The sequence below is a fragment of the Amycolatopsis sp. cmx-4-61 genome, from assembly GCF_046548775.1.
Classification (GTDB): Bacteria; Actinomycetota; Actinomycetes; order Mycobacteriales; family Pseudonocardiaceae; genus Amycolatopsis.
Map to the genome: position 1 here is coordinate 348,501 of NZ_JAEBEI010000001.1, position 18,655 is coordinate 367,155.

Below are 18,655 nucleotides of genomic sequence, written 5' to 3' on the forward strand. Positions count from 1 at the left end.
AGCGCACGCGCTGGGCGAACCCCGGCTCACCGGTGTGGTCGACGCCCTTCGCCCGGCTGTAGCGCCGGATTTCGGTCGGGGTCGTGGATGCGGACCATCCAGCAACCCCACCGGACGCCGTCGATCGTCCCGGCGACCCCGCGCACGACGCCGTCGCCGTCGGGGAACTCTCGGCGGCCGAAAACTGTCGGACCCGCTCGCTAGGCTGCCCGTATGGGCGGACAGGCTTTGGTTTTGGGTGGCGGCGGGGTCGCCGGGATCGCGTGGACGACGGGGCTGCTGGCGGGGCTGGCCGAACACGGCCAGGACCTGACGGGCGCGGACCTGCTCGTCGGGACGTCGGCGGGTTCGGTGGTGGCCGCGCAGGTGGCGAGCGGGGTGGCGCTGAGCGAGCTGTACGCGCGCCAGGTGGACCCGGCGCGCCAGACGCCGGAAATCCCGGCCGAGATCGACTTCGAGAAGTTCGCCGCCGACTTCGGCGGCGCGATCACCGGCGCGAGCGACCCGGCCCAGGTGCGGCGGGCGGTCGGGAAGCTGGCGCTCGAGGCCGAAACGGTGCCGGAGGCGGATCGGCGGGCGGTGATCGAGGCGAGGCTGCCGGTGCACGACTGGCCGTCGCAGCGCGTGGTGATCGTGGCGGTGGACGCGGAGACCGGCGAGCCCCGCCGCTTCGACCGCGAGTCCGGCGTCCCGCTGGTCGACGCGGTGGCGGCGAGCTGCGCGGTCCCGGGCGTCTGGCCGCCGGTGACGATCGACGGCCGCAAGTACGTCGACGGCGGCGTCCGCTCGGCCGAGAACGCGGACTACGCGGCCGGCGCCGAGCGCGTGACGGTGGTTTCGCCGCTGGGCGTGGACGCTCCCCTGCCGATGGAGAAGCCGCTGCTGCAGGTGCTGGACGACCTGCGCGCGGCGGGCGCGCAGGTCGCGCTGATCACCCCGGACGAAGCTGCGCAGGCGGTGATCGGCGAGAACCCGCTGGACCCGGCGAAGCGCACCCCGGCCGCCGAGGCGGGCCGCGCCCAGGGAGCGGCCCTCACACTGACCTGGACCTGAGCGGACGGGCGCGCCCGGACGGTCCCGGCGGGGCCCAGGTCGCCCCGGAAGGCGTCGGCTACCCTCGTGGGCGGGGGTAGCGTGTCCGAGCGGCCGAAGGAACATGTCTTGAAAACATGCGAGGGGGCAACCTCTCCGTGGGTTCGAATCCCACCGCTACCGCACTGACCACCCGGGCGCACTGACCACCAGGGCGTCCGGGTTTCAGCTCTCCGGCGCCAGCAGGTGCGCCTGCACCCGCTCGAACGCCGCGGCGATCGTCGCCTGCTCCTCGGGGCTCAGCAGGTCGATGAGGTGCTCGCGGACGCCCTCCACGTGCGTCGGCGCCGCCTTCTCCAGCAGCGCCAGGCCCTCGTCGGTCGCCTCCGTGATCACGCCGCGCTTGTCCTCCGGGTCACGCGCCCGCCGGACCAGGCCCGCCTCCTCCAGCTTGGCCACCTGGTGCGAAAGCTTGCTCTTCGTCGACCCCATGTACATCGCCAGCTCGGACATCCGCATCCGGCTGCCGGGCTGGGACTGCAGGCAGACGAGCACCTCGTAGTCGGTCAGCGACACGTCGTGCGATTCGGTCAGTTCCCGGTGCAGCCGCTGGCGCAGCAGGAGGGTCGCCACGATGTAGGAGCGCCACGCCGCCATCTCGGCATCGTCCAACCAACGCACAGGCCGCTCCTCGCTCATAAGGCAGCGTAGAACGTTGATCAACCGATTGCGCGTTCCGAGTCCGATCTGTCTGCCGGTGAAAATGCCGTCGCAACATCGCCCGAAGGTGGGGTTACGAAAAGGTTGAGACTCGGCGGGGAAAGGCGCATTCTGCTTGTCGGCGGACGTCGGCCAGGGTAGACGGCGCGGCGACGGCGACGTGCCGGCCCGGCTCCCCGCCAGGAGAGGTCAGGTGGTTGCGTGGCGGGTGATCCTCGCGGTTGACCGCCAGCTGCGTTCCCGCGACCGGAACGGACATCTACCGGGTTGGTCGCGACTGTGAACAGCTACGAGCGGGCTTCCATGCGCATCACGCATACGGCGTCGATCGGGCCTGGCTCCGGTCACGGCCTCGGAAGCCGTGATGACAGCGCCTGAACGCCGGCCCCGAAGCGGCCAGCCGCGCTACGAAGACATACCTCGGTACCAGCCTGGGTGCGCCGTCAGCGCGACGAGCGCACCCAGGCTCGTTAGTATTTTGCGGGTGAGATTCGACGACAACGCCGGGCTGGACGCTTCCGAAGTCCAGGACCTGCGCGGAAGCGGTGGAGGCGGCGGCGGGATCGGCGGCCGCGTGGCGCTCGGCGGCGGCGGGCTCGGGGTCGTCGGACTGATCATCTACTTCGTACTGTCCCAGCTCGGCGGGGTCAGCACGGGCGGCAGCGGCCTGAGCGGCGGCGGCCTCGGCAGCGTCGGGTCCGGCCAGCAGGTCGACAACTCGAAGCTGTCGAGCGAGTGCCGGACCGGCGCGGACGCCAACAAGAACCACGACTGCGCCATCGTCGCGATCGTGAACTCCGTCCAGGACTACTGGACGCAGCAGTTCGCCCGCTCGGGCTCGACGTACCAGAAGGCGCCGACGAGGTTCTTCAACGGCGGCGTGCGCACCGGCTGCGGCAGCGCGACCTCCGACACCGGCCCGTTCTACTGCCCGGCCGACTCCGACGTCTACATCGACCTGTCCTTCTTCAACGAGCTGAAGACCCGCTTCGGCGCCCAGGGCGGCCTCTTCACCGAGGCGTACGTGCTCGCCCACGAGTACGGCCACCACGTGCAGAACCTGCTCGGCACCTCCCGCAAGGGCACCGGCACCGGGCCGTCGTCCGGTTCGGTGCGCCTGGAGCTGCAGGCCGACTGCTACGCCGGCGTCTGGGGCAACCACGCCTCGACGACGCCGACCGAGAGCGGCAAGCCGCTGATCACCGACGTCACCCAGGACGACATCAACTCCGCCCTGGACACCGCGTCCCGCATCGGCGACGACTACATCCAGGAGAACCTCGGCGGCGGCCAGGTCGACCGCTCGAAGTTCACCCACGGCACGTCCGCGCAGCGCAAGAAGTGGTTCACCACCGGCTTCCAGACCGGCGACCCGGCCCGCTGCGACACCTTCGGCACCGACAACCTGGGCTAGGCCCGGGCACTGAGCGCACGACGGAGGGGCCGCCCCGGCAACGGGACGGCCCCTCCGGTCTGTCGTCAGGCAGTCAGCGCGTGCGGGTCACCGGCCACGGCGCGGGCGGAGAAGTTCCGCTGCGCACCGCGTTCGGCGGCCTTCTGCTTGGCCGCCTTGGCCTTGCCCGGCTGGACGCCGTTGACGCTCTCGGTGCTCGTCGCGTAGACGCCCAGGGCCCAGGCGACGCCGTCGGCGTTGCGGTCCAGCGCGACCCGGTCGATGTTGCCCAGGTTGTCGCAGGCCTGGTGGTAGCACGGGTCGTACGCGATGCCGGCCGTGCCGCCCCACTTCGCCGCCTGCGCCGGGGTCTTCAGCCCCTCGGCGCCGGTGTCCAGACCGCCGGCCGGGATGCCGACGGCGATGAACTCGCCGTAGTCCGAACGCCCGGTGAAGTCCGTGCCCTCGAGGGACACCCCGCGCGCGGCCTGCATGAAGTCGACGAAGGTCTTCTCGATCTGCGCCGAGCCGTACGGACCGGGACCCGCGCCGACGCCGTCGGAGTTGTCCCCGTCGTAGGCGAAGTAGCCGGCGTTCGGCGAGCCGATCATGTCGAAGTTCAGGTACAGCGCGATGTCGAGCTGCTGCTCGAAGGTCAGCTGGTCGACGTAGTAGGTCGAGCCGATCAGGCCGAACTCCTCGGCGCTCCAGAAGCCGAAGCGGACGCCGTTGTTGACCTTCGGGCTGCTCCCCAGCTGCAGCGCGGTCTCGAGCAGGGTCGCCGAGCCGGTGCCGTTGTCGTTGATGCCCGGGCCGGCCGGGACGCTGTCGAGGTGCGACCCGAGCATCACGACGTTGTCCTTGCGGCCGGTCTTGGTCTCGGCGATGACGTTGTAGCTGGTCCGCGCCTCCTGGAAGGCCCGCAGCTCCAGCGTCACGTTCTGCCCGCCGAGCGTGGCCAGCTGCGCCCCCGCGGCCGCCGTCACGCCCCCGGTCGGGATCGCCGCGTTCTCCGGGCCGCCGAGCGTCCCGTTCAGGTCGCCGTCGGTGTTGTTGTAGACGATCGCGCCGATCGCGCCCGCCGCCGCGGCGGTCTGCTGCTTCTGCGCGAACGAGCAGCCACCGCGCTTGATCAGCGCGATCTTGCCCGCGACGTCCGCGGTGTAGTCGGTGGCCTCGCAGCCGCTGGTGTCGTCGACCGCGACCACCGACAGCGGCGCGGTGATGCCGCCGACCGGCGTCGACTTCGTGTACTCCATGGCGATGACCGGGACGTTCGCGCCGCCCGCGGTCAGCTTCTCGGCCAGGGTCTCCGAGTAGGTGAACGGGAACTCCTGGCGGGTGACCTGGAAGCCGGCCGCCTCGAGCTTCGTCGCGATGTACTCGGCGGACTTCTTGTGGCCTTCGGTGCTCGCCGCCCGGGTACCGCCGTTCGTGTCGGCGATGCGCTGGAGGGCGACCAGGTGCCGGTTGACGCCGTTGACGTCGACCTTCTTGACGAGCTGCTTCGCCAGGGCGGGACCGTCGGGGACCGTGTTCGCGGCGGCGGCCGGGGTCAGGCCGAGCACCAGCGTCGCGCCGGCGGCTATCGCCACCGGCGGGAGGATTTTCGTTCTGAAGAGTGACATGGTTGCTCACCTTTGTTCGATATGCGAAGTCCGTCAATGCGCCTTTCGGCGGGACCTTTCGCCGCGGTATACGGTCGACGCATGTACGCGATCACCATCCGTGAACCAGGTGACCCGGACGTTCTCGAGTGGGCGGAGGTCGCGGATCCGCGGCCCGGTCCCGGCGAAGTGCTGCTGGAGGTTGCGGCGAGCGCGGTGAACCGCGCGGACCTGCTGCAGCGCCAAGGCCACTACCCGCCGCCGCCCGGAGCGAGCGAAACCCTCGGCCTCGAATGCTCGGGCACGATCGCGGAACTCGGCGAAGGTGTCGAGGGCTGGAACGTGGGCGACGAGGTCTGCGCGCTGCTCTCCGGCGGCGGCTACGCGGAGAAGGCCGTCGTCCCCGCCGGGCAGCTGCTGCCGGTACCGGCCGAAATCGACCTGCTCACCGCGGCCTCGCTGCCCGAGGTGGCCTGCACGGTCTGGGCGAACGTCGTGATGCACGCGAACCTCACCGAGGGCGAGGTGCTGCTGGTCCACGGCGGCGCCGGCGGCATCGGCACGCACGCGATCCAGGTGGGCAAGGCCCTGGGCGCCACGGTCGCCGTCACCGCGGGCTCGCCGGAGCGGCTCGAACGCTGCCGCCAGCTCGGCGCCGACATCACGATCAACTACAAGACGGCCGACTTCGTCGAGGCGCTCCGCGAGGAGACCGGCGGCGCGGACGTCATCCTCGACAACATGGGCGCGTCCTACCTGGGCCGCAACGTCGACGCGCTGAAGCAGGACGGGCGCCTGGTCATCATCGGCATGCAGGGCGGGGTCAAGGGCGAGCTGAACGTCGGCGCACTGCTCGGCAAGCGGGCTTCGGTGTTCGCCGCGGGCCTGCGGTTCCGGCCGCTGGACCAGAAGGCGGCGATCGTCGCCGACGTGCGCGAGCGCCTGTGGCCGCTGGTCGCCGAGGGTCTCGTCAAGCCGATCGTCGGCCAGGTCGTGCCGATGGCCGAAGCCGCGACCGGGCACCGCGTCCTGGAAGAGGGCAGCGTGTTCGGCAAGGTCCTGCTCGCGGCGAAGTCCTAGCTCGCAGCGACGTCAGCTGCCTCAACGTATTTCGTCGAGGACCCGCACCAGCTGGTTGATTTCGAAGACGTTGGAGTAGTGGGCGAGCCCGATCCGCACGGCGCCGCCCACTTCTCCGACGCCGAGTGACGCGAAGACGCCGCTCGTGCCGTCGTCGGCGAAGGCGCACAGGCCCTGCGTCGCCAGGTACTCGGCGACCTCGGGCGCCTTCTTGCCGGCCACGGCGAAGGCGAGCGCCGGGATGCGGCGCATGGCGTTGCCGATGACCATGATGTGCCGCAGCGACAGCAGTTCCGTGCACAGCTGCGCGAGCAGCCCCGCGTGGTAGGACTTCGCCGACCCGAGCGAGGTGACCAGCCGCTCGCGCCGGGAGCCGGTGGCGGCGTCGTCGAGGCCGGAGAGGTAGTCGATCGACGCGATCAGCCCGGCCAGCAGCGGGTAGGCGTGCGGGCCGAGTTCCAGGCGGGCGGCGCCGCGGGCCATCGGGTCGAGCGAGGCCGACGGGATCCGCTCGATCAGCTCGGGGTCGCGGAAGACCAGCGCGCCCACCGAGGGGCCGCCCCAGGCCTGCGCGGACACGACCATGACGTCGGCGCCGAGCGCGTTGATGTCGAGCGGCAGGAAGGGCGCGGCGTAGGTGGCGTCGACGACGACGAGCGCGCCGACCCGCTTGGCGAACTCGATGATCGTCGGCACGTCCGGCCGCGTCCCGACGGACCCGGACGCGAGCGTGACGGCGACGGCCTTGGTGCGCGCCGACACGAGCTGCTCGTACTGCCACGCGGGCAGCTCGCAGGTCTCGATGTCGATCTCGCCCCAGCGCACGACGGCGCCGACGCGCTTGGCGGCACGCTGCCAGGGCGCCAGGTTGGCCTGCTCGTCGAGCCGGGACACGACGACTTCGTCGCCGATGGTCCAGCGCTCGGCGAGCGCGTCGACGAGCCGGCGCAGCATGACCGGCGCGCTCGGCCCGAGCACGACGGCAGCCGGGTCGGCCCCGACCAGGTCGGCCACGGCCCGGCGGGCCGCGGTCACGATGCTTTCCGCGCGTTGTGAGGCCGGAAACGCTCCGCCCGGCCCGGACACCGGGGCGCGCATCGCCGTGGAAACGGCCGAAGCGACCTGTTCCGGGACCAGCATTCCGGCGGCGCCGTCGAAGTGAATCCAGCCGTCACCCAGCGCGGGAAAGAGCCCACGGATACGAGCGACGTCGAACGCCATGGGGACACCGTACGGACGTGCGGTTTCGCCCTGCGTCCGGGGTTGGGTGGAGAGCCACCGGGAACCCCCGGAGCCGCTACGCTCGGAGACGGACACCCCGTGGGTGTCGCGGAGCGTGGCGAACGCAAGCCAGGATGGAGCACATGACCGAGCCGAACTTCACAGCGGGTGACCCGGGCCAGGAATCTTCCCCCCAGGTGGTGGTCGTCGGGCCGGACGGCACGCCGGTCGGCGCGGCCAAGCTGCCGACCGAAGAACACCCCGAGTCGGTCGGCGACCTCGTCGAAGAGCCGGCGAAGGTGATGCGCATCGGGACCATGATCAAGCAGCTGCTGGAGGAGGTCCGCGCGGCTCCGCTGGACGACGCGTCCCGCACCCGGGTGCGCGAGATCCACCAGACGTCGATCCGCGAGCTGGAGAAGGCGCTGGCCCCGGAGCTGCAGGACGAGCTGGAGCGCCTGGTGCACCCGTTCACCGACGACTCGACGCCGTCGGACGCCGAACTGCGGATCGCCCAGGCCCAGCTGGTGGGCTGGCTGGAGGGCCTGTTCAGCGGCATCCAGACGGCCCTGTTCGCCCAGCAGATGGCGGCACGGGTGCAGCTGGAGCAGATGCGCCGCGGGCTGCCGGCCGGCCCGTCGGGCGCGGTCGGTCCCGGCCACGAGCACGGACCGGGCATCTCGGGCACGGGCCAGTACCTCTGACGGGCAGTTGTCCACAGACCGGAGGGCCTGTGGACAACACCTGTGGACAACTCAGCGGCGGGCGGCCAGGCAGTCCAGGACGCGGTCGACGCCGCGACCGTCCACGGTGGCGGCGGCCGTCGCGGACAGCGAGTCGCGCAGCCGGGCGTCCGACAGCAGCGAGCGCAACACCGCCGTCACCGACGGCAGCCGGGCGGCCAGGGTCTCCGCCGGGCCGAGGCCGGCCGCGAGGCCGAGGTCGAGGGCCGCGCGGTAGATCGTGTCCTGGTTGTCCACCAGCCGGACCGCCGCCGTCGGGACACCGAGGCAGCACAGCTCCGTGAACGTCACCCCGGCCGCGCTGACGGCGACGTCCGTCGTCGCCAGCAGCTCGGGCAGCGCGGGACTCGGCGCCGCGACCCGGATCGACTGGTCCGGCCGCAGGGCCGGCAGCTCGGGTTCGCCGCGCACCAGGGCGTCCGCGGCGAAGGGCAGCTCCGTGTCGCGAAGCGCGCGAAGCAGCAGTCCGACCGTCTCCGCCCACTCGGCGCCGCCGCCCAGCACCACCGTGACGTGCAGCGGCGAGCTGGAACGCACCCGCCGCGTCCGGCGCACGGCGTCCCGAAGCGGCGCGTACTCGATGCCCCGGAGCAGGACGCCGGAGCCGTCGTCCGGGCGCGGGCCCGGCGCGAAGCCCGCGTCCACCACGATGTCGGCCGGGCGGCGGCCGAACACGTCGTCCTCGATCGAGACGAGCAGCGCGCCGGCCGCGTTGATCTCCTCGCGCACGTCACCCAGGCCGTAGTGGTCGACGATCACCGCATCGAACCCAGCAGCGTCCAACCCAGAAGCGTCGAAGGTTTCGAGCCGCGGCACGCCCAGTTCGCCGAAGCGCGCCGCCAGCCATTCGGCGTTGTCGACGCGGCCGCGGAACGCCACCGGCCAGCCGCGCGCCACCGCCCGCTCGGCGTAGGCGACCATCCGCGCGATGTGCCCGGCGCCGATCGAGGCCGACGAATCCGCGCGCAGCAGCAGCCTCACCGGCCGACCTTCTTCTGCTCGACGTGCGCGTTCAGCGCCACCAGGTCCGGCCGGGACCGCAGCAGCGCGACCACCGCCCGCCAGTCGCCCACACCGTCACCCAGTTCGGCCACGAGCGCGGACAGCAGCGCCCAGTCCTCGGCGGTGTCGAGCGTCACCCGCAGGTCGTCGGCGGCCGGGCTCACCACCACCCCGGCGCACGAATACCGCGCGGGCTGCGAGTAGACGCCCGAGGTGACGTGCTCGCGGTCCGCTCCGGTGGCGGTGGAAACCTGCTCGCGCAGGACTTCGGCGCGCACCAGCTCGGCGTCGAAGCCGCGCGGCAGCGTCCGGACGAGCGTGGTGCTCACGTAGTCGAGGGCCGGCTGGGCGCGCCACAGCGCAGCGAGCTGGCCGATCAGCGCCGGGTCCAGCAGCGGGCAGTCGGCGGTGAGCCGGATCACGGCGTCCGCCGGGTGCTCCCGCAGCGCCCCGGCGAACCGTTCGAGCACGTCGTCGAGCGGGCCGCGGACCACGGCGGCGCCACAGCGAGCGGCTTCGGCCGCGACGTCGTCGTCGGAGGGATCCACCGAGGTCGCGACCACCACCCGGTCGACGCCGGGAGCGGCCGCCGCGGCCCGCACGACCCAGCCCAGCACGCTGCGGCCGCCGAGCGGGCGCAGCACCTTGCCGGGCAGCCTGGTCGAGCTCGACCGGGCCTGGATGACGGCGTTGACCACGGGCGCTGCACGCATGGGTGACATGATGGCCGACGGCCACAGTCCCCGAAACGCGGAGGTCAACGATGTCCGAGCTGGATGGCTCCAGCATCCTGCTCACCGGCGGGACCGGTTCCTTCGGCAAGGCGTTCATCGCGCACGCGCTCGCCGAACTGAACCCGAGCCGGCTGGTCGTGCTCTCCCGCGACGAGCTGAAGCAGTACGAAGCCCGGCAGCTGTTCAACGACGATCCGCGCCTGCGCTGGTTCATCGGCGACATCCGGGACCGGCGCCGGCTCGAGCGCGCCATGCACGGCGTCGACTACGTCGTGCACGCCGCCGCGCTCAAGCAGGTCGACACCGGTGAGTACAACCCGTTCGAGTTCGTCCAGACCAACGTCATGGGCTCGCAGAACGTGATCGAGGCGGCGATCGACACCGGCGTCAAGAAGGTCGTCGCGCTGTCGACGGACAAGGCGTCCAGCCCGATCAACCTCTACGGCGCCACCAAGCTCTGCGCCGACCGGATGTTCATCAGCGGCAACCACTACGCGGCCGCGCACGTGACGCGGTTCTCGGTCGTCCGCTACGGCAACGTGATGGGCTCGCGCGGCAGTGTCATCCCGTTCTTCCGCAAGCTCGCCGAGCAGGGCGAGTCGCTGCCGATCACGCACAAGGAGATGACCCGGTTCTGGATCACGCTCCCCCAGGCCGTGCGGTTCGTCGTCGACTCGTTCGACCAGATGCACGGCGGCGAGCTGTACGTGCCGCGGATCCCGAGCATGCGGCTGGTCGACCTGGCCCAGGCCATCGCGCCGGGCAGCGAGATGCACGAGGTCGGCATCCGCCCGGGCGAGAAGCTGCACGAGGAGATGATCGCCCCCGACGACGCGCGCCGGACGATCAAGCTCGAGGACCGGTACGTCGTCCAGCCGCACCTCGCCGGCTGGGGCTACCAGGAGCCCGAAGGCGGCACGCCGATGCCGGAAGGCTTCGCGTACCGCTCGGACACGAACGACCTGTGGCTGAACCCCGAGGAGCTGCGCGAGCTGGTGGAGCAGCATGGGTGAGTTCCTCCCGTACGGCCGCCAGTCGATCAGCGAAGCGGACGTCCAAGCCGTCGTCGACGTCCTGCGCGGCGACTGGCTGACCACCGGGCCCGCCGTCCAGCAGTTCGAAGCCGACCTCGCGGCGCACACCGGTGGGACGCCCGCGGTCGCCGTGACGTCGGGCACCGCGGCGCTGCACGTCGCCTACGCGGCGGCCGGGATCGGGCCGGGTGACGAGGTCGTCACCTCGCCCATGACGTTCGTGGCGACCGCCGCCACGGCGGCCCTGCACGGCGCGAAGGTCGTCTTCGCCGACGTCGAGCCGGACACCGGCAACCTCGCCGTCGACGCAGCGGCCGCCGCCGTGACCGAGCGCACGAAGGTCGTCGCCGCCGTCGACTACGCCGGCCACCCCGCCGAACTGGACGCGCTGGCCGAAATCGCCCACCACGCGGGCGCGCTGCTCCTGGAGGACGCGGCGCACTCGGTCGGCGGGTCCTGGCAGGGCCGTCCGGTGGGCTCGATCGCCGATCTGACGACGTTCTCGTTCTTCCCGACCAAGAACCTCACCACGGCCGAAGGCGGCGCCGTCGTCACGCCCCGGGCGGACCTGCTCGACCGGGCGCGCAAGTTCCGCAACCACGGCCTGGTCCGCGACCGCGCCGAGCAGCGGTACCCGGACGAAGGCGGCTGGCACCAGGAAGTCCACGAGTTCGGCCTCAACTACCGCCTGCCGGACGTCCTCTGCGCGCTCGGGTCCAGCCAGCTCACCCGGCTCGCGGAGTTCAAGAAGCGCCGCGCCGAAATCCACGCGCGGTACACCGCGGCGTTCGCGGACGTCGACGGCGTGGCGACGCCGCCGAGCCGCCCGGGCGCCGACCCCGTGTGGCACCTCTACCCGCTGCGGGTCCTCGAGGGCCGCCGGAAGGCGCTGTTCGAGCACCTGCGCGGCGCGGGCATCGGCGTCCAGGTCAACTACATCCCGGCCTACTGGCACCCGGTGTTCGAGGACCTCGGCTACCGGCGCGGCCTCTGCCCGAACGCCGAGGCCTACTACGAGCAGGAGCTCTCGCTGCCGCTGTTCCCGTCGCTGACGGACGCCGACGTCGACCGCGTGGCCGACGCCGTGCGCGCGTTCTTCTAGAGCAGGTCCCAGGTCAGGGGCGTGCCCTTCGCGGCGTCGACGCGGAAGGTGCGCCCCGCGACCTTGGTGATCTCGGCCGGGGCCAGGCCGCCCGCGGGCCGGATCGACCGGACGTTCGCCGCGGTGACCTCGTCCCCGGCGCGGACGTCCTCGACGACGTAGAGGGACCGGCGCAGCCGCAGGCCCTCTTTCTCGCTCTCGCGCGGGCCCAGCACGGGCTCGCCGAGGGCTTCCCACGCCCGGTGCGTCTCTTCGACCAGTGCGGCCAGCTCGGCGGGCTCCAGGGAGAACTCGGAGTCGACGCCGCCGTCCGCGCGGGCCAGCGTGACGTGCTTTTCGATCGCCACCGCACCCAGCGCGACCGCGGCGACCGGCGCACCGATGCCCGGGGTGTGGTCGGAGAGCCCCACCAGCGACTGGGTCAGGCCCGCCAGCAGCGGCAGGCCCCGCAGGTTGCTCTCGCGCGGTGACGCCGGGTAGCTCGCCGTGCAGCCGAGCACGATCAGCTGGTCGTTGCCCGCTTCGCGAGCGGTGCGCACCGCCGCGTCGATCTCCGCGACGTTCGCCATGCCGGTGGAGATGACCAGCGGCTTGCCGGTGCGCGCGCACAGCTCGATCAGCGGCAGGTCGACGATTTCCGAAGACGCGATCTTGTACGCCGGCGCGTCCAGTGACTCCAGCAGCTCGACCGCCGTCGGGTCGAACGGGCTGGAGAAGATCTCGAGGCCGCGGGCCCGGGCGCGCTCGAACAGCGGCGCGTGCCACTCCCACGGCGTGTGGGCCTTTTCGTACAGTTTGTACAGGTTCTCGCCGCCCCACAGCTCGTGCGAGTCACCGATCCGGAACGCCGGGGTGTCGACGTCGATGGTGATCGTGTCGGGGCGGTAGGTCTGCAGCTTGACCGCGTGCGCGCCGGTTTCCGCGATCGCGTCGACGATCGCGAGCGCGCGGTCGAGGTCGCCGTTGTGGTTGCCGGACATCTCGGCGATCACGAACGGCGGGTGGCCGGGGCCGACCTCGTGCGCGCCGATGCGGATGTCTGCGGTCATGGTGCCTCCCCGGGGTGGACGGTTCGGGTCACTGCAGAGTCTTGCGCAGGTGCCGGAAGCCGCCGACGGCAGGCGCGGCTTCGACGTACCCGGCCCGCTCGAACAGCTTCGCCGAAGCCGCGTTGTCCTGGTGCACGGCGGCCAGCACGACCCGCACGCCGAGGCGCTCCCGCGCCGTCCGCTCGCCCTCGGCGAGCACGGCACCGGCCAGCCCCCGGCCGCGGTGCCCGGGGGCGACGGTGATGCTGACCTCCCAGCCGTCGCCGTCGCGCCGGTCGAACCGCACGGTGCCGACCGGCTCGTCCTCGTGGTCGACCACGAGCAGCAGCCGGCCGGGATCCGCGCGGACCCCGCGCAGCCAGGCGAGGTGCTCGTCGAGGGCGACGACCGTCGTCGACCGGGACGCCTGCCGGGTCCGGGGGTCGTTGCGCCAGCCCAGCAGCAGCTCGGCGTCCGCCTCGGTGGCCTCGCGGGCGCGCAAGTTACCGGGCGACGGACTGCTCGGCCTGGTCCTCGAGGCGCCGGAGCCGGTCCTCGTAGCGGGAGATGCCCGCGAGCCGGACGCGGATCTGCGCGTGCTGCCGCTGGATCTCCTCGATCAGCGTGCGCGCCTCGGCGACCTGCGGGGTGTCGCTGTTCGGGACCAGCGACATCGACTCGCGCAGCGTCTCCAGCCGGCCTTCCTGCGCCGCCACGTGCGGGATCAGGCGGTCGAGCTCCGCGCGGATCCAGCGCAGGTCACCGTGGGCCCGCTCGAGGCCGTGCTCGGCGTTGTCCAGCCGTCGCCGGTGGTCGGCGGTGGCGTGCTCGAGTTCGGTGACGCGCGAGACGAGCCCGCGGGTTCGGTCTTCGACCCGGAAGTCGATGACCTTCACGAGCCGGTCGATCAGGTTTCGGCCGAGCTTCGGCACTGCCATGGTGATCCTTCGCGTGGGTGGGACGTGCGCCTAGCGTAGGAGGGTCGTGTCGCCGGTCTTGGTCCAGGAGTCCAGCAGCCGCCCCTCGGCGGCGATCTGGTGCTCGGGCCCGACGATGCAGGAGTCGCCCGCCGCGTGCTCCCAGGAGGTCTGGTCGGGGTCGTCGATGAACGAGAACCCGGTCAGCACGAGGTGCGCGGTCGGGAACGACGTCCGCGCGATCCACGCGGCGAGCGTGCCGGTGGTCGACCACGTCGGCTCGGTGCGGGTCGGCAGGCCGAGCGCGTCCGACAGCGGCAGCACGACCTCGCGGTTCGGCACCGGGACCGCACCGAGGTCGGTGGGCCACCAGCCCGGCAGGTCCTCCGGCTCCCAGTGCATCCGGCCCGGCTCGACCAGCAGGTAGAGCCGCTTGCGGTAGTCCTGGAAGACGTGCTTGGTCGCGCGGATCGCCCGGTTGAACACCACGACGTGGGTCCGGGACCCGACGATCTCCTCACCGGGCTCGTCGACGACGAAGCCGTTGACGCGGACCACGAGGTCGCACGTGTCGATCGCCTTCGCCCGCTGGGGGTCGGGCGGGAGCGGCTGGTTTCCGACGACCGCCACCGAACGGGGATCCGGCCGGTCGGCGTAGGCCGCGAGCAGGTTGACCATCAGGCTCGCCGCGTCGAGAGCAGCAGTCATAAGCGGAGAAAGTACCAGGACAGGTGATCCGGCCCGGCGCGTAGCGGCCCCCGGGCACTACCACACCGGCGGGGTGGCCCGGGCGCCGCGCATCCCATCGGTACCCTCGTCCACGTGCATGCCACCAGCACGGTTCAGGCCGCGGACTCACCCGTAGCGACCTCGGCTCCGCCGACGTCGGACAGCAAGACGTTCTCGCGTGCCTTCGCCGACATCAAGGCCGGTTTCAGTGCTCGCGAGCTGTGGGGTCACCTCGGCTGGCAGGACATCAAGCAGCGGTACCGCCGCTCGGTGATCGGGCCCTTCTGGATCACCATCAGCCAGGCGGTCCTCGCGCTCGGGCTCGGACTGCTGTACTCACAGCTGTTCAAGCTGCCCGTCGAGGTGTTCCTGCCCTACATCTCCACCGGCTTCATCATCTGGGGCTTCATCAGCGGCTGCCTGTCCGAGGGCATGGAGACGTTCATCACGAACGAGGGGCTGATCAAGCAGCTCCCGGCGCCGCTGAGCGTGTACATGCTGCGCACGGTGTGGCGGCAGACGCTGATGCTGGCCCACAACATGATCGTCTACGTGGCCGTGCTGGCGATCTTTTTCAGCGCGCTCGACAAGAAGTACTCGCTGCTGGGCAACGGCGCGTGCATCCCCGACCACATCTGCCACCCGGGCCTCAGCTGGACCATCCTCCTGGCCATCCCCGGTTTCGTGCTGCTGGCGCTGAACGCCGGCTGGGTGACGCTGCTGTTCGGCATCATCTCGACCCGCTTCCGCGACATCCCGCAGGTCGTCAACTCGCTGATCCAGCTGCTGTTCTACGGCACGCCGATCGTCTGGCCGGTGGACCAGCTGATGTCCGGCGGGGCCCGGGAGGGCGTCTCCTGGATCCTGCCGATCGTCAAGGCCAACCCGCTCTACCACTTCATGCAGGTGGTCCGGGCGCCGCTGCTGGGCCAGGAGTTCTCGCCGGAGAACTGGATCGTGGTCGGCGCCATCACCGTCATCGGTTGGGCTCTCGCGCTGGTCGCGATGCGCAACTACCGTGCCCGCGTCTCCTATTGGGTGTGACACATGGTCTCCATTGACGTCCACAACGCCTTCGTCGACTTCCCGATCTTCGACGCGAAGACGCGGTCGATGAAGAAGAAGGTGCTCGGCAAGGTCGGCGGCAAGATCGGCACCGACACGAAGGTGCCGATCATCGAAGCCCTGCACGACGTCACCCTCAACCTGCGTGAAGGCGACCGCGTCGGCCTGGTCGGGCACAACGGCGCCGGCAAGTCCACCCTGCTGCGCCTGCTCGCCGGGATCTACGAGCCGACCCGCGGCTCGTCGCGGATCAACGGCAAGATCGCGCCGGTGTTCGACCTCGGCATCGGCATGGACCCGGAGATCTCGGGCGTCGAGAACATCATCATCCGCGGCCTCTTCCTCGGCATGACCGCCAAGGAGATGGAGAAGCGGGTCGACGACATCGCCGAGTTCACCGAGCTCGGCGACTACCTGCAGATGCCGCTGCGGACGTACTCGACCGGCATGCGGGTGCGGCTCGCGCTCGGCGTCGTCACCTCGATCGACCCCGAAATCCTCATCCTCGACGAGGGCATCGGCGCGGTCGACGCGGCGTTCCTCAACAAGGCCCGCGACCGCCTCAAGGACCTCGTCAAGCGCTCCGGCATCCTGGTGTTCGCCAGCCACTCCGACGAATTCCTGTTCGAGCTGTGCGATTCGGCCATCTGGATGGACGAGGGGCACCTCAAGCAACAGGGTTCGCTGCGAGACGTCCTCACGTCGTACAAGGGGCGGGACCCCTTCGAGAACATGAGCCAGGAAACCTTGGAGCGCTTCGGCATCGAGCCGGTGGCGACGACGAACGGCGGGGAATGATGGCGAGCGAGACTCCGCAGCTGCCCGACGGCGCCGTCGTCGGCGTGGTCGTCACGCGGCACCGGCGCGAGCTGCTCGCGGACTCGCTCAAGGTCATCGCGGCCCAGACCCGGCCGGTCGACCACCTCGTCGTCGTGGACAACGGGCCGGACGACTCCGCGCGCGAAGTCGTCGAGAACTACCCGCTGCCGCACACGTACCTGCCGTCGCACCGGAACCTCGGCGGCGCCGGCGGGTTCGCCCTCGGCATGCTGCACGCGCTGTCCCTGGGCGCGGAGTGGATCTGGCTGGCCGACGACGACGGGCGCCCGGCCGACGAGAACGTGCTCGCCATCCTGCTCGAGGAGGCGGAAAAGCGGGGCCTGGCGGAGGTTTCGCCGGTGGTGTCGAACATCGAGGCCCCGGACAAGCTGGCGTTCCCGCTGCGCCGCGGCCTGACCTGGAAGCGGTCGCAGGCCGAACTGGGCGCCGACTTCCTGCCCGGCATCGCGTCCCTGATGAACGGCGCACTCTTCCGAGCTTCCACTTTGGACGTCGTCGGCGTGCCGGACCTGCGCCTGTTCTTCCGCGGCGACGAGGTGGAACTGCACCGGCGGCTGGCCCGCTCGGGGCTGCCGTTCGGCACGTCGCTGAAGACGAAGTACCTGCACCCGGACGGCTCGGACGAGTTCAAGCCGATGCTGGGCGGCAAGTTCCACGCGCAGGACCCGGAAAACGAGGTCAAGCGCTACTACACCTACCGCAACCGCGGCTACCTGCTCTCGCAGCCGGGGATGCGGAAGATCGGCGCGCTGGAGATCGTCCGGTTCGGACTGTACTTCGTGGGCGTGAAGCGGGACCCGAAGGCGTTCCTGCAGTGGCTGAAGCTGGTGCGGCAGGGCCGCGCCGAGAAGTTCTACCGGTACTGAAAAGGGGCCCCGCGGGGCCCCTTTTCCGTTCGCCTTATTCCCCGATCACCGGCGGCGCGGTGCGGAGGTCGGTGCCGAAGACCTCGTCGGGGTCTCCCTCGACCAGGTAGGTCGGGCGCGAGTGCTCGGTGTCTTCGTCGCCTTCGCCCTTCTGGCCGCGGCCCACGCCGCCCCCGCCGGGGCCCACACCCCCGCGACCGGCGGCACCCGAACCGAGGCCGCCCATCCCGCGACCCGCGGCCGCTTCCGCGGCGCCGATCCCGCCGGGCCGGGCCGCCCCGGACGCGGCACCCGCACCCGTCGCGCCGCCGGCCGCGCTCGACCCGCCGGGGCCGAAGCCCCCGCCGCCGCGTCCACCGCCACCGCCGCCGACCTTGGAGTTGTAGGCCTCGTCGCCGCCGAAGTTCAGGCCGCCCATCGGCATCGGGCTCATCGGCGGCATCCCGCCGAACTGCTGGTTCGGGTTCGACGTCGACGCCGCCGGGAGCGACCCGGGCGTGAAGCTGGACGGCGTGGTGGTGCCCGCGGGCACGAACCCGGAGCCGGTCGTCGAGCCGGGCCCGGAGATGGTGTGCCCGGCCGGCCCGCCGAGGGGTCCGCTGGGGTTGCCGGACGAGAAGCCCTGCGTGCTCGCACTCCCCCCGGGGAGGTGTACCGAACCGGAGCCCGGCGGGTTCACGCTGGAGGGGTTGTTGATGCCGTTCTTGTCGCCGGTGCCGCCGGGGTCATCGCTGCCCCCACCGGTGCTGAAGCTGGGCGGCGGCGCGAAGGCGGGCTGCTTGGAGGCGGCCTCGTAGAGGTTCTTGTCGTAGGTCGCCATGACACTGGCGGCCTCGTCGTGCGCGGCCTGGCTGTCCTTCTGCTTCTGGATGGACTTCTCGACGTTGTCGGCCAGGTTGAGCGGGTTGGAGGTGGCCCAGCCCTTGAACTCGTCGGTCCAGCTGAAGGGAATGGGGGCCGGCATGGAGTTCTTCGCCGTGGCGGCGGCCTGGCCCTGCTGGTAGATGGTCTCGGAGGCCAGCTTGGCGTTCTGGGAGTTGGCGTCGGACCACTTGCTCAGGCTGGTGAAGTACTGCTGCGCGTTCTCGGCCGCGGAGCCTTCCCAGGTGCCCTTGGAGGCGTTGACGGCGGTGGTCATCGACTGGGCGAACTTGTCGAAGACCTGGTGGACCTCGTGGTAGGCGGTCGAGACCTGGGACACCTGGTCGACGTCCAGATTGCTCTGGAGGTACGCCTGCAGCTGGGTGTGTTCGTTGCCCTTGTAGTCGGCGTTCGGTGCGTGCAGGCCCTGCACGTACTCGACGTCACGCCCCCGGGTGGCGTCCTTGACGTTCTTGGCGCCCATCTCCCGCGACTGGTTCTTCGCCTGGGCGCGCGCGAGGTAGTCCTGGACCCACCCGAACAGCCAGTTGTCCGGATCGACGCCCTCATCGGCCTTCCGCTGCAGGTAGGCATCCCGATCGGCGGGCGCCATGTTCTGCACTTCCTGCGGCGACTTGTCCGCGGTCTTCGGCGGGCGGGCCTGTTGCGTGCTCATCTGAA

Annotated in this window: 19 protein-coding genes and 1 tRNA gene; 10 read left to right on the plus strand and 10 right to left on the minus strand. The window is 71.2% G+C overall.

Annotated features, from left to right (window positions below; genetic code table 11):
* Positions 1–213: 213 nt before the first annotated feature.
* Together ACLJOU_RS01760 and ACLJOU_RS01765 are read left to right on the plus strand one after the other, a co-directional pair.
* Positions 214–1,053, plus strand: coding sequence for a patatin-like phospholipase family protein (locus ACLJOU_RS01760; protein WP_410562357.1), 840 nt, complete (start codon positions 214–216; stop codon positions 1,051–1,053).
* A gap of 75 nt (positions 1,054–1,128) precedes the next feature.
* A tRNA-Ser gene (locus tag ACLJOU_RS01765) sits at positions 1,129–1,215 on the plus strand.
* A 42-nt stretch (positions 1,216–1,257) separates the two neighbouring features.
* Here ACLJOU_RS01765 and ACLJOU_RS01770 read toward each other — a convergent pair.
* Positions 1,258–1,731, minus strand: coding sequence for a MarR family winged helix-turn-helix transcriptional regulator (locus ACLJOU_RS01770; protein ID WP_410562358.1), 474 nt, complete (start codon positions 1,729–1,731; stop codon positions 1,258–1,260).
* 505 nt (positions 1,732–2,236) lie between these two features.
* Here ACLJOU_RS01770 and ACLJOU_RS01775 point away from each other — a divergent pair.
* Positions 2,237–3,166 carry a neutral zinc metallopeptidase gene (locus ACLJOU_RS01775; protein WP_410562361.1) on the plus strand — a complete coding sequence of 310 codons (930 nt, stop codon included), beginning with the start codon at positions 2,237–2,239 and terminating at the stop codon, positions 3,164–3,166.
* Positions 3,167–3,231: 65 nt separating this feature from the next.
* On the opposite strand, the gene ACLJOU_RS01780 is transcribed toward ACLJOU_RS01775, so the two are convergent.
* Positions 3,232–4,773 carry a M28 family metallopeptidase gene (locus ACLJOU_RS01780; RefSeq protein ID WP_410562362.1) on the minus strand — a complete coding sequence of 514 codons (1,542 nt, stop codon included), beginning with the start codon at positions 4,771–4,773 and terminating at the stop codon, positions 3,232–3,234.
* 81 nt (positions 4,774–4,854) lie between these two features.
* Here ACLJOU_RS01780 and ACLJOU_RS01785 point away from each other — a divergent pair, with 81 nt between their 5' ends.
* The gene (locus ACLJOU_RS01785) at positions 4,855–5,832 is read left to right on the plus strand and encodes an NAD(P)H-quinone oxidoreductase (protein ID WP_410562364.1); all 978 of its coding nucleotides are present in this window, start codon (positions 4,855–4,857) and stop codon (positions 5,830–5,832) included.
* A gap of 21 nt (positions 5,833–5,853) precedes the next feature.
* Here the strand turns inward: ACLJOU_RS01785 and ACLJOU_RS01790 are convergent, their stop codons facing one another.
* The gene (locus tag ACLJOU_RS01790) at positions 5,854–7,053 is read right to left on the minus strand and encodes a cysteine desulfurase-like protein (protein ID WP_410562366.1); all 1,200 of its coding nucleotides are present in this window, start codon (positions 7,051–7,053) and stop codon (positions 5,854–5,856) included.
* 134 nt (positions 7,054–7,187) lie between these two features.
* Here ACLJOU_RS01790 and ACLJOU_RS01795 point away from each other — a divergent pair, with 134 nt between their 5' ends.
* The gene (locus ACLJOU_RS01795; protein WP_410562368.1) at positions 7,188–7,757 is read left to right on the plus strand and encodes a bacterial proteasome activator family protein; all 570 of its coding nucleotides are present in this window, start codon (positions 7,188–7,190) and stop codon (positions 7,755–7,757) included.
* A 51-nt stretch (positions 7,758–7,808) separates the two neighbouring features.
* Here the strand turns inward: ACLJOU_RS01795 and ACLJOU_RS01800 are convergent, their stop codons facing one another.
* Together ACLJOU_RS01800 and ACLJOU_RS01805 are read right to left on the minus strand one after the other, a co-directional pair.
* Positions 7,809–8,777, minus strand: a complete 969-nt coding sequence (locus ACLJOU_RS01800) for a spore coat protein (protein ID WP_410562370.1) — start codon at positions 8,775–8,777, stop codon at positions 7,809–7,811.
* A complete protein-coding gene (locus ACLJOU_RS01805; protein ID WP_410562372.1) occupies positions 8,774–9,520 on the minus strand; it encodes a cytidylyltransferase domain-containing protein in 747 nt (248 codons plus the stop codon). The genes ACLJOU_RS01800 and ACLJOU_RS01805 overlap by 4 nt, the downstream gene beginning before the upstream one ends.
* 41 nt (positions 9,521–9,561) lie before the next feature.
* Between ACLJOU_RS01805 and pseB the strand changes: the two genes are divergently transcribed.
* Together pseB and pseC are read left to right on the plus strand one after the other, a co-directional pair.
* Positions 9,562–10,545 carry a UDP-N-acetylglucosamine 4,6-dehydratase (inverting) gene (pseB, locus tag ACLJOU_RS01810; RefSeq protein ID WP_410562374.1) on the plus strand — a complete coding sequence of 328 codons (984 nt, stop codon included), beginning with the start codon at positions 9,562–9,564 and terminating at the stop codon, positions 10,543–10,545.
* Positions 10,538–11,668 (plus strand): UDP-4-amino-4,6-dideoxy-N-acetyl-beta-L-altrosamine transaminase, encoded by a 1,131-nt coding sequence (pseC, locus tag ACLJOU_RS01815; protein WP_410562376.1) that lies wholly within the window; start codon positions 10,538–10,540, stop codon positions 11,666–11,668. Before pseB ends, pseC begins: the two co-directional genes overlap by 8 nt.
* Here pseC and pseI read toward each other — a convergent pair.
* From pseI to ACLJOU_RS01835, 4 genes are read right to left on the minus strand one after another with little or no spacing between them, the layout of a single operon-like run.
* Complete coding sequence (pseI, locus tag ACLJOU_RS01820; RefSeq protein ID WP_410562379.1) at positions 11,665–12,717, minus strand: pseudaminic acid synthase; 1,053 nt, start codon at positions 12,715–12,717, stop codon at positions 11,665–11,667. The genes pseC and pseI overlap by 4 nt on opposite strands.
* A gap of 28 nt (positions 12,718–12,745) precedes the next feature.
* Complete coding sequence (locus ACLJOU_RS01825; protein ID WP_410562380.1) at positions 12,746–13,198, minus strand: GNAT family N-acetyltransferase; 453 nt, start codon at positions 13,196–13,198, stop codon at positions 12,746–12,748.
* A 1-nt stretch (position 13,199) separates the two neighbouring features.
* Positions 13,200–13,634: a hypothetical protein gene (locus tag ACLJOU_RS01830; protein WP_410562383.1), complete on the minus strand. Its 435-nt coding sequence runs from the start codon at positions 13,632–13,634 to the stop codon at positions 13,200–13,202.
* A gap of 30 nt (positions 13,635–13,664) precedes the next feature.
* Positions 13,665–14,291, minus strand: a complete 627-nt coding sequence (locus tag ACLJOU_RS01835; RefSeq protein ID WP_410564660.1) for a hypothetical protein — start codon at positions 14,289–14,291, stop codon at positions 13,665–13,667.
* 144 nt (positions 14,292–14,435) lie between these two features.
* Between ACLJOU_RS01835 and ACLJOU_RS01840 the strand changes: the two genes are divergently transcribed.
* The 3 genes from ACLJOU_RS01840 to ACLJOU_RS01850 are packed head-to-tail and all read left to right on the plus strand — an operon-like array spanning position 14,436 to position 17,113.
* Entirely contained in the window at positions 14,436–15,386 is a 951-nt protein-coding gene (locus ACLJOU_RS01840; RefSeq protein ID WP_410562385.1) for an ABC transporter permease, read from the plus strand.
* Between the two features lie 3 nt (positions 15,387–15,389).
* Positions 15,390–16,205 (plus strand): ABC transporter ATP-binding protein, encoded by an 816-nt coding sequence (locus tag ACLJOU_RS01845; protein ID WP_410562388.1) that lies wholly within the window; start codon positions 15,390–15,392, stop codon positions 16,203–16,205.
* Positions 16,205–17,113 (plus strand): glycosyltransferase, encoded by a 909-nt coding sequence (locus ACLJOU_RS01850; protein ID WP_410562391.1) that lies wholly within the window; start codon positions 16,205–16,207, stop codon positions 17,111–17,113. The genes ACLJOU_RS01845 and ACLJOU_RS01850 overlap by 1 nt, the downstream gene beginning before the upstream one ends.
* 34 nt (positions 17,114–17,147) lie before the next feature.
* Here the strand turns inward: ACLJOU_RS01850 and ACLJOU_RS01855 are convergent, their stop codons facing one another.
* Positions 17,148–18,650: a hypothetical protein gene (locus tag ACLJOU_RS01855; RefSeq protein WP_410562394.1), complete on the minus strand. Its 1,503-nt coding sequence runs from the start codon at positions 18,648–18,650 to the stop codon at positions 17,148–17,150.
* Positions 18,651–18,655 lie beyond the last annotated feature (5 nt).

Coding starts and splice junctions, on each gene's coding strand:
- ACLJOU_RS01855 (WP_410562394.1), bottom strand. CDS start 18,650: ATGAGCACGCAACAGGCCCGCCCGCCGAAGACCGCGGACAAGTCGCCG.
- ACLJOU_RS01790 (WP_410562366.1), bottom strand. CDS start 7,053: ATGGCGTTCGACGTCGCTCGTATCCGTGGGCTCTTTCCCGCGCTGGGT.
- ACLJOU_RS01780 (WP_410562362.1), bottom strand. CDS start 4,773: ATGTCACTCTTCAGAACGAAAATCCTCCCGCCGGTGGCGATAGCCGCC.
- pseI (WP_410562379.1), bottom strand. CDS start 12,717: ATGACCGCAGACATCCGCATCGGCGCGCACGAGGTCGGCCCCGGCCAC.
- ACLJOU_RS01845 (WP_410562388.1), top strand. CDS start 15,390: ATGGTCTCCATTGACGTCCACAACGCCTTCGTCGACTTCCCGATCTTC.
- ACLJOU_RS01795 (WP_410562368.1), top strand. CDS start 7,188: ATGGAGCACATGACCGAGCCGAACTTCACAGCGGGTGACCCGGGCCAG.
- ACLJOU_RS01770 (WP_410562358.1), bottom strand. CDS start 1,731: ATGAGCGAGGAGCGGCCTGTGCGTTGGTTGGACGATGCCGAGATGGCG.
- ACLJOU_RS01835 (WP_410564660.1), bottom strand. CDS start 14,291: ATGGTCAACCTGCTCGCGGCCTACGCCGACCGGCCGGATCCCCGTTCG.
- ACLJOU_RS01785 (WP_410562364.1), top strand. CDS start 4,855: ATGTACGCGATCACCATCCGTGAACCAGGTGACCCGGACGTTCTCGAG.
- ACLJOU_RS01760 (WP_410562357.1), top strand. CDS start 214: ATGGGCGGACAGGCTTTGGTTTTGGGTGGCGGCGGGGTCGCCGGGATC.
- ACLJOU_RS01830 (WP_410562383.1), bottom strand. CDS start 13,634: ATGGCAGTGCCGAAGCTCGGCCGAAACCTGATCGACCGGCTCGTGAAG.
- pseB (WP_410562374.1), top strand. CDS start 9,562: ATGTCCGAGCTGGATGGCTCCAGCATCCTGCTCACCGGCGGGACCGGT.
- pseC (WP_410562376.1), top strand. CDS start 10,538: ATGGGTGAGTTCCTCCCGTACGGCCGCCAGTCGATCAGCGAAGCGGAC.
- ACLJOU_RS01805 (WP_410562372.1), bottom strand. CDS start 9,520: ATGTCACCCATGCGTGCAGCGCCCGTGGTCAACGCCGTCATCCAGGCC.
- ACLJOU_RS01850 (WP_410562391.1), top strand. CDS start 16,205: ATGGCGAGCGAGACTCCGCAGCTGCCCGACGGCGCCGTCGTCGGCGTG.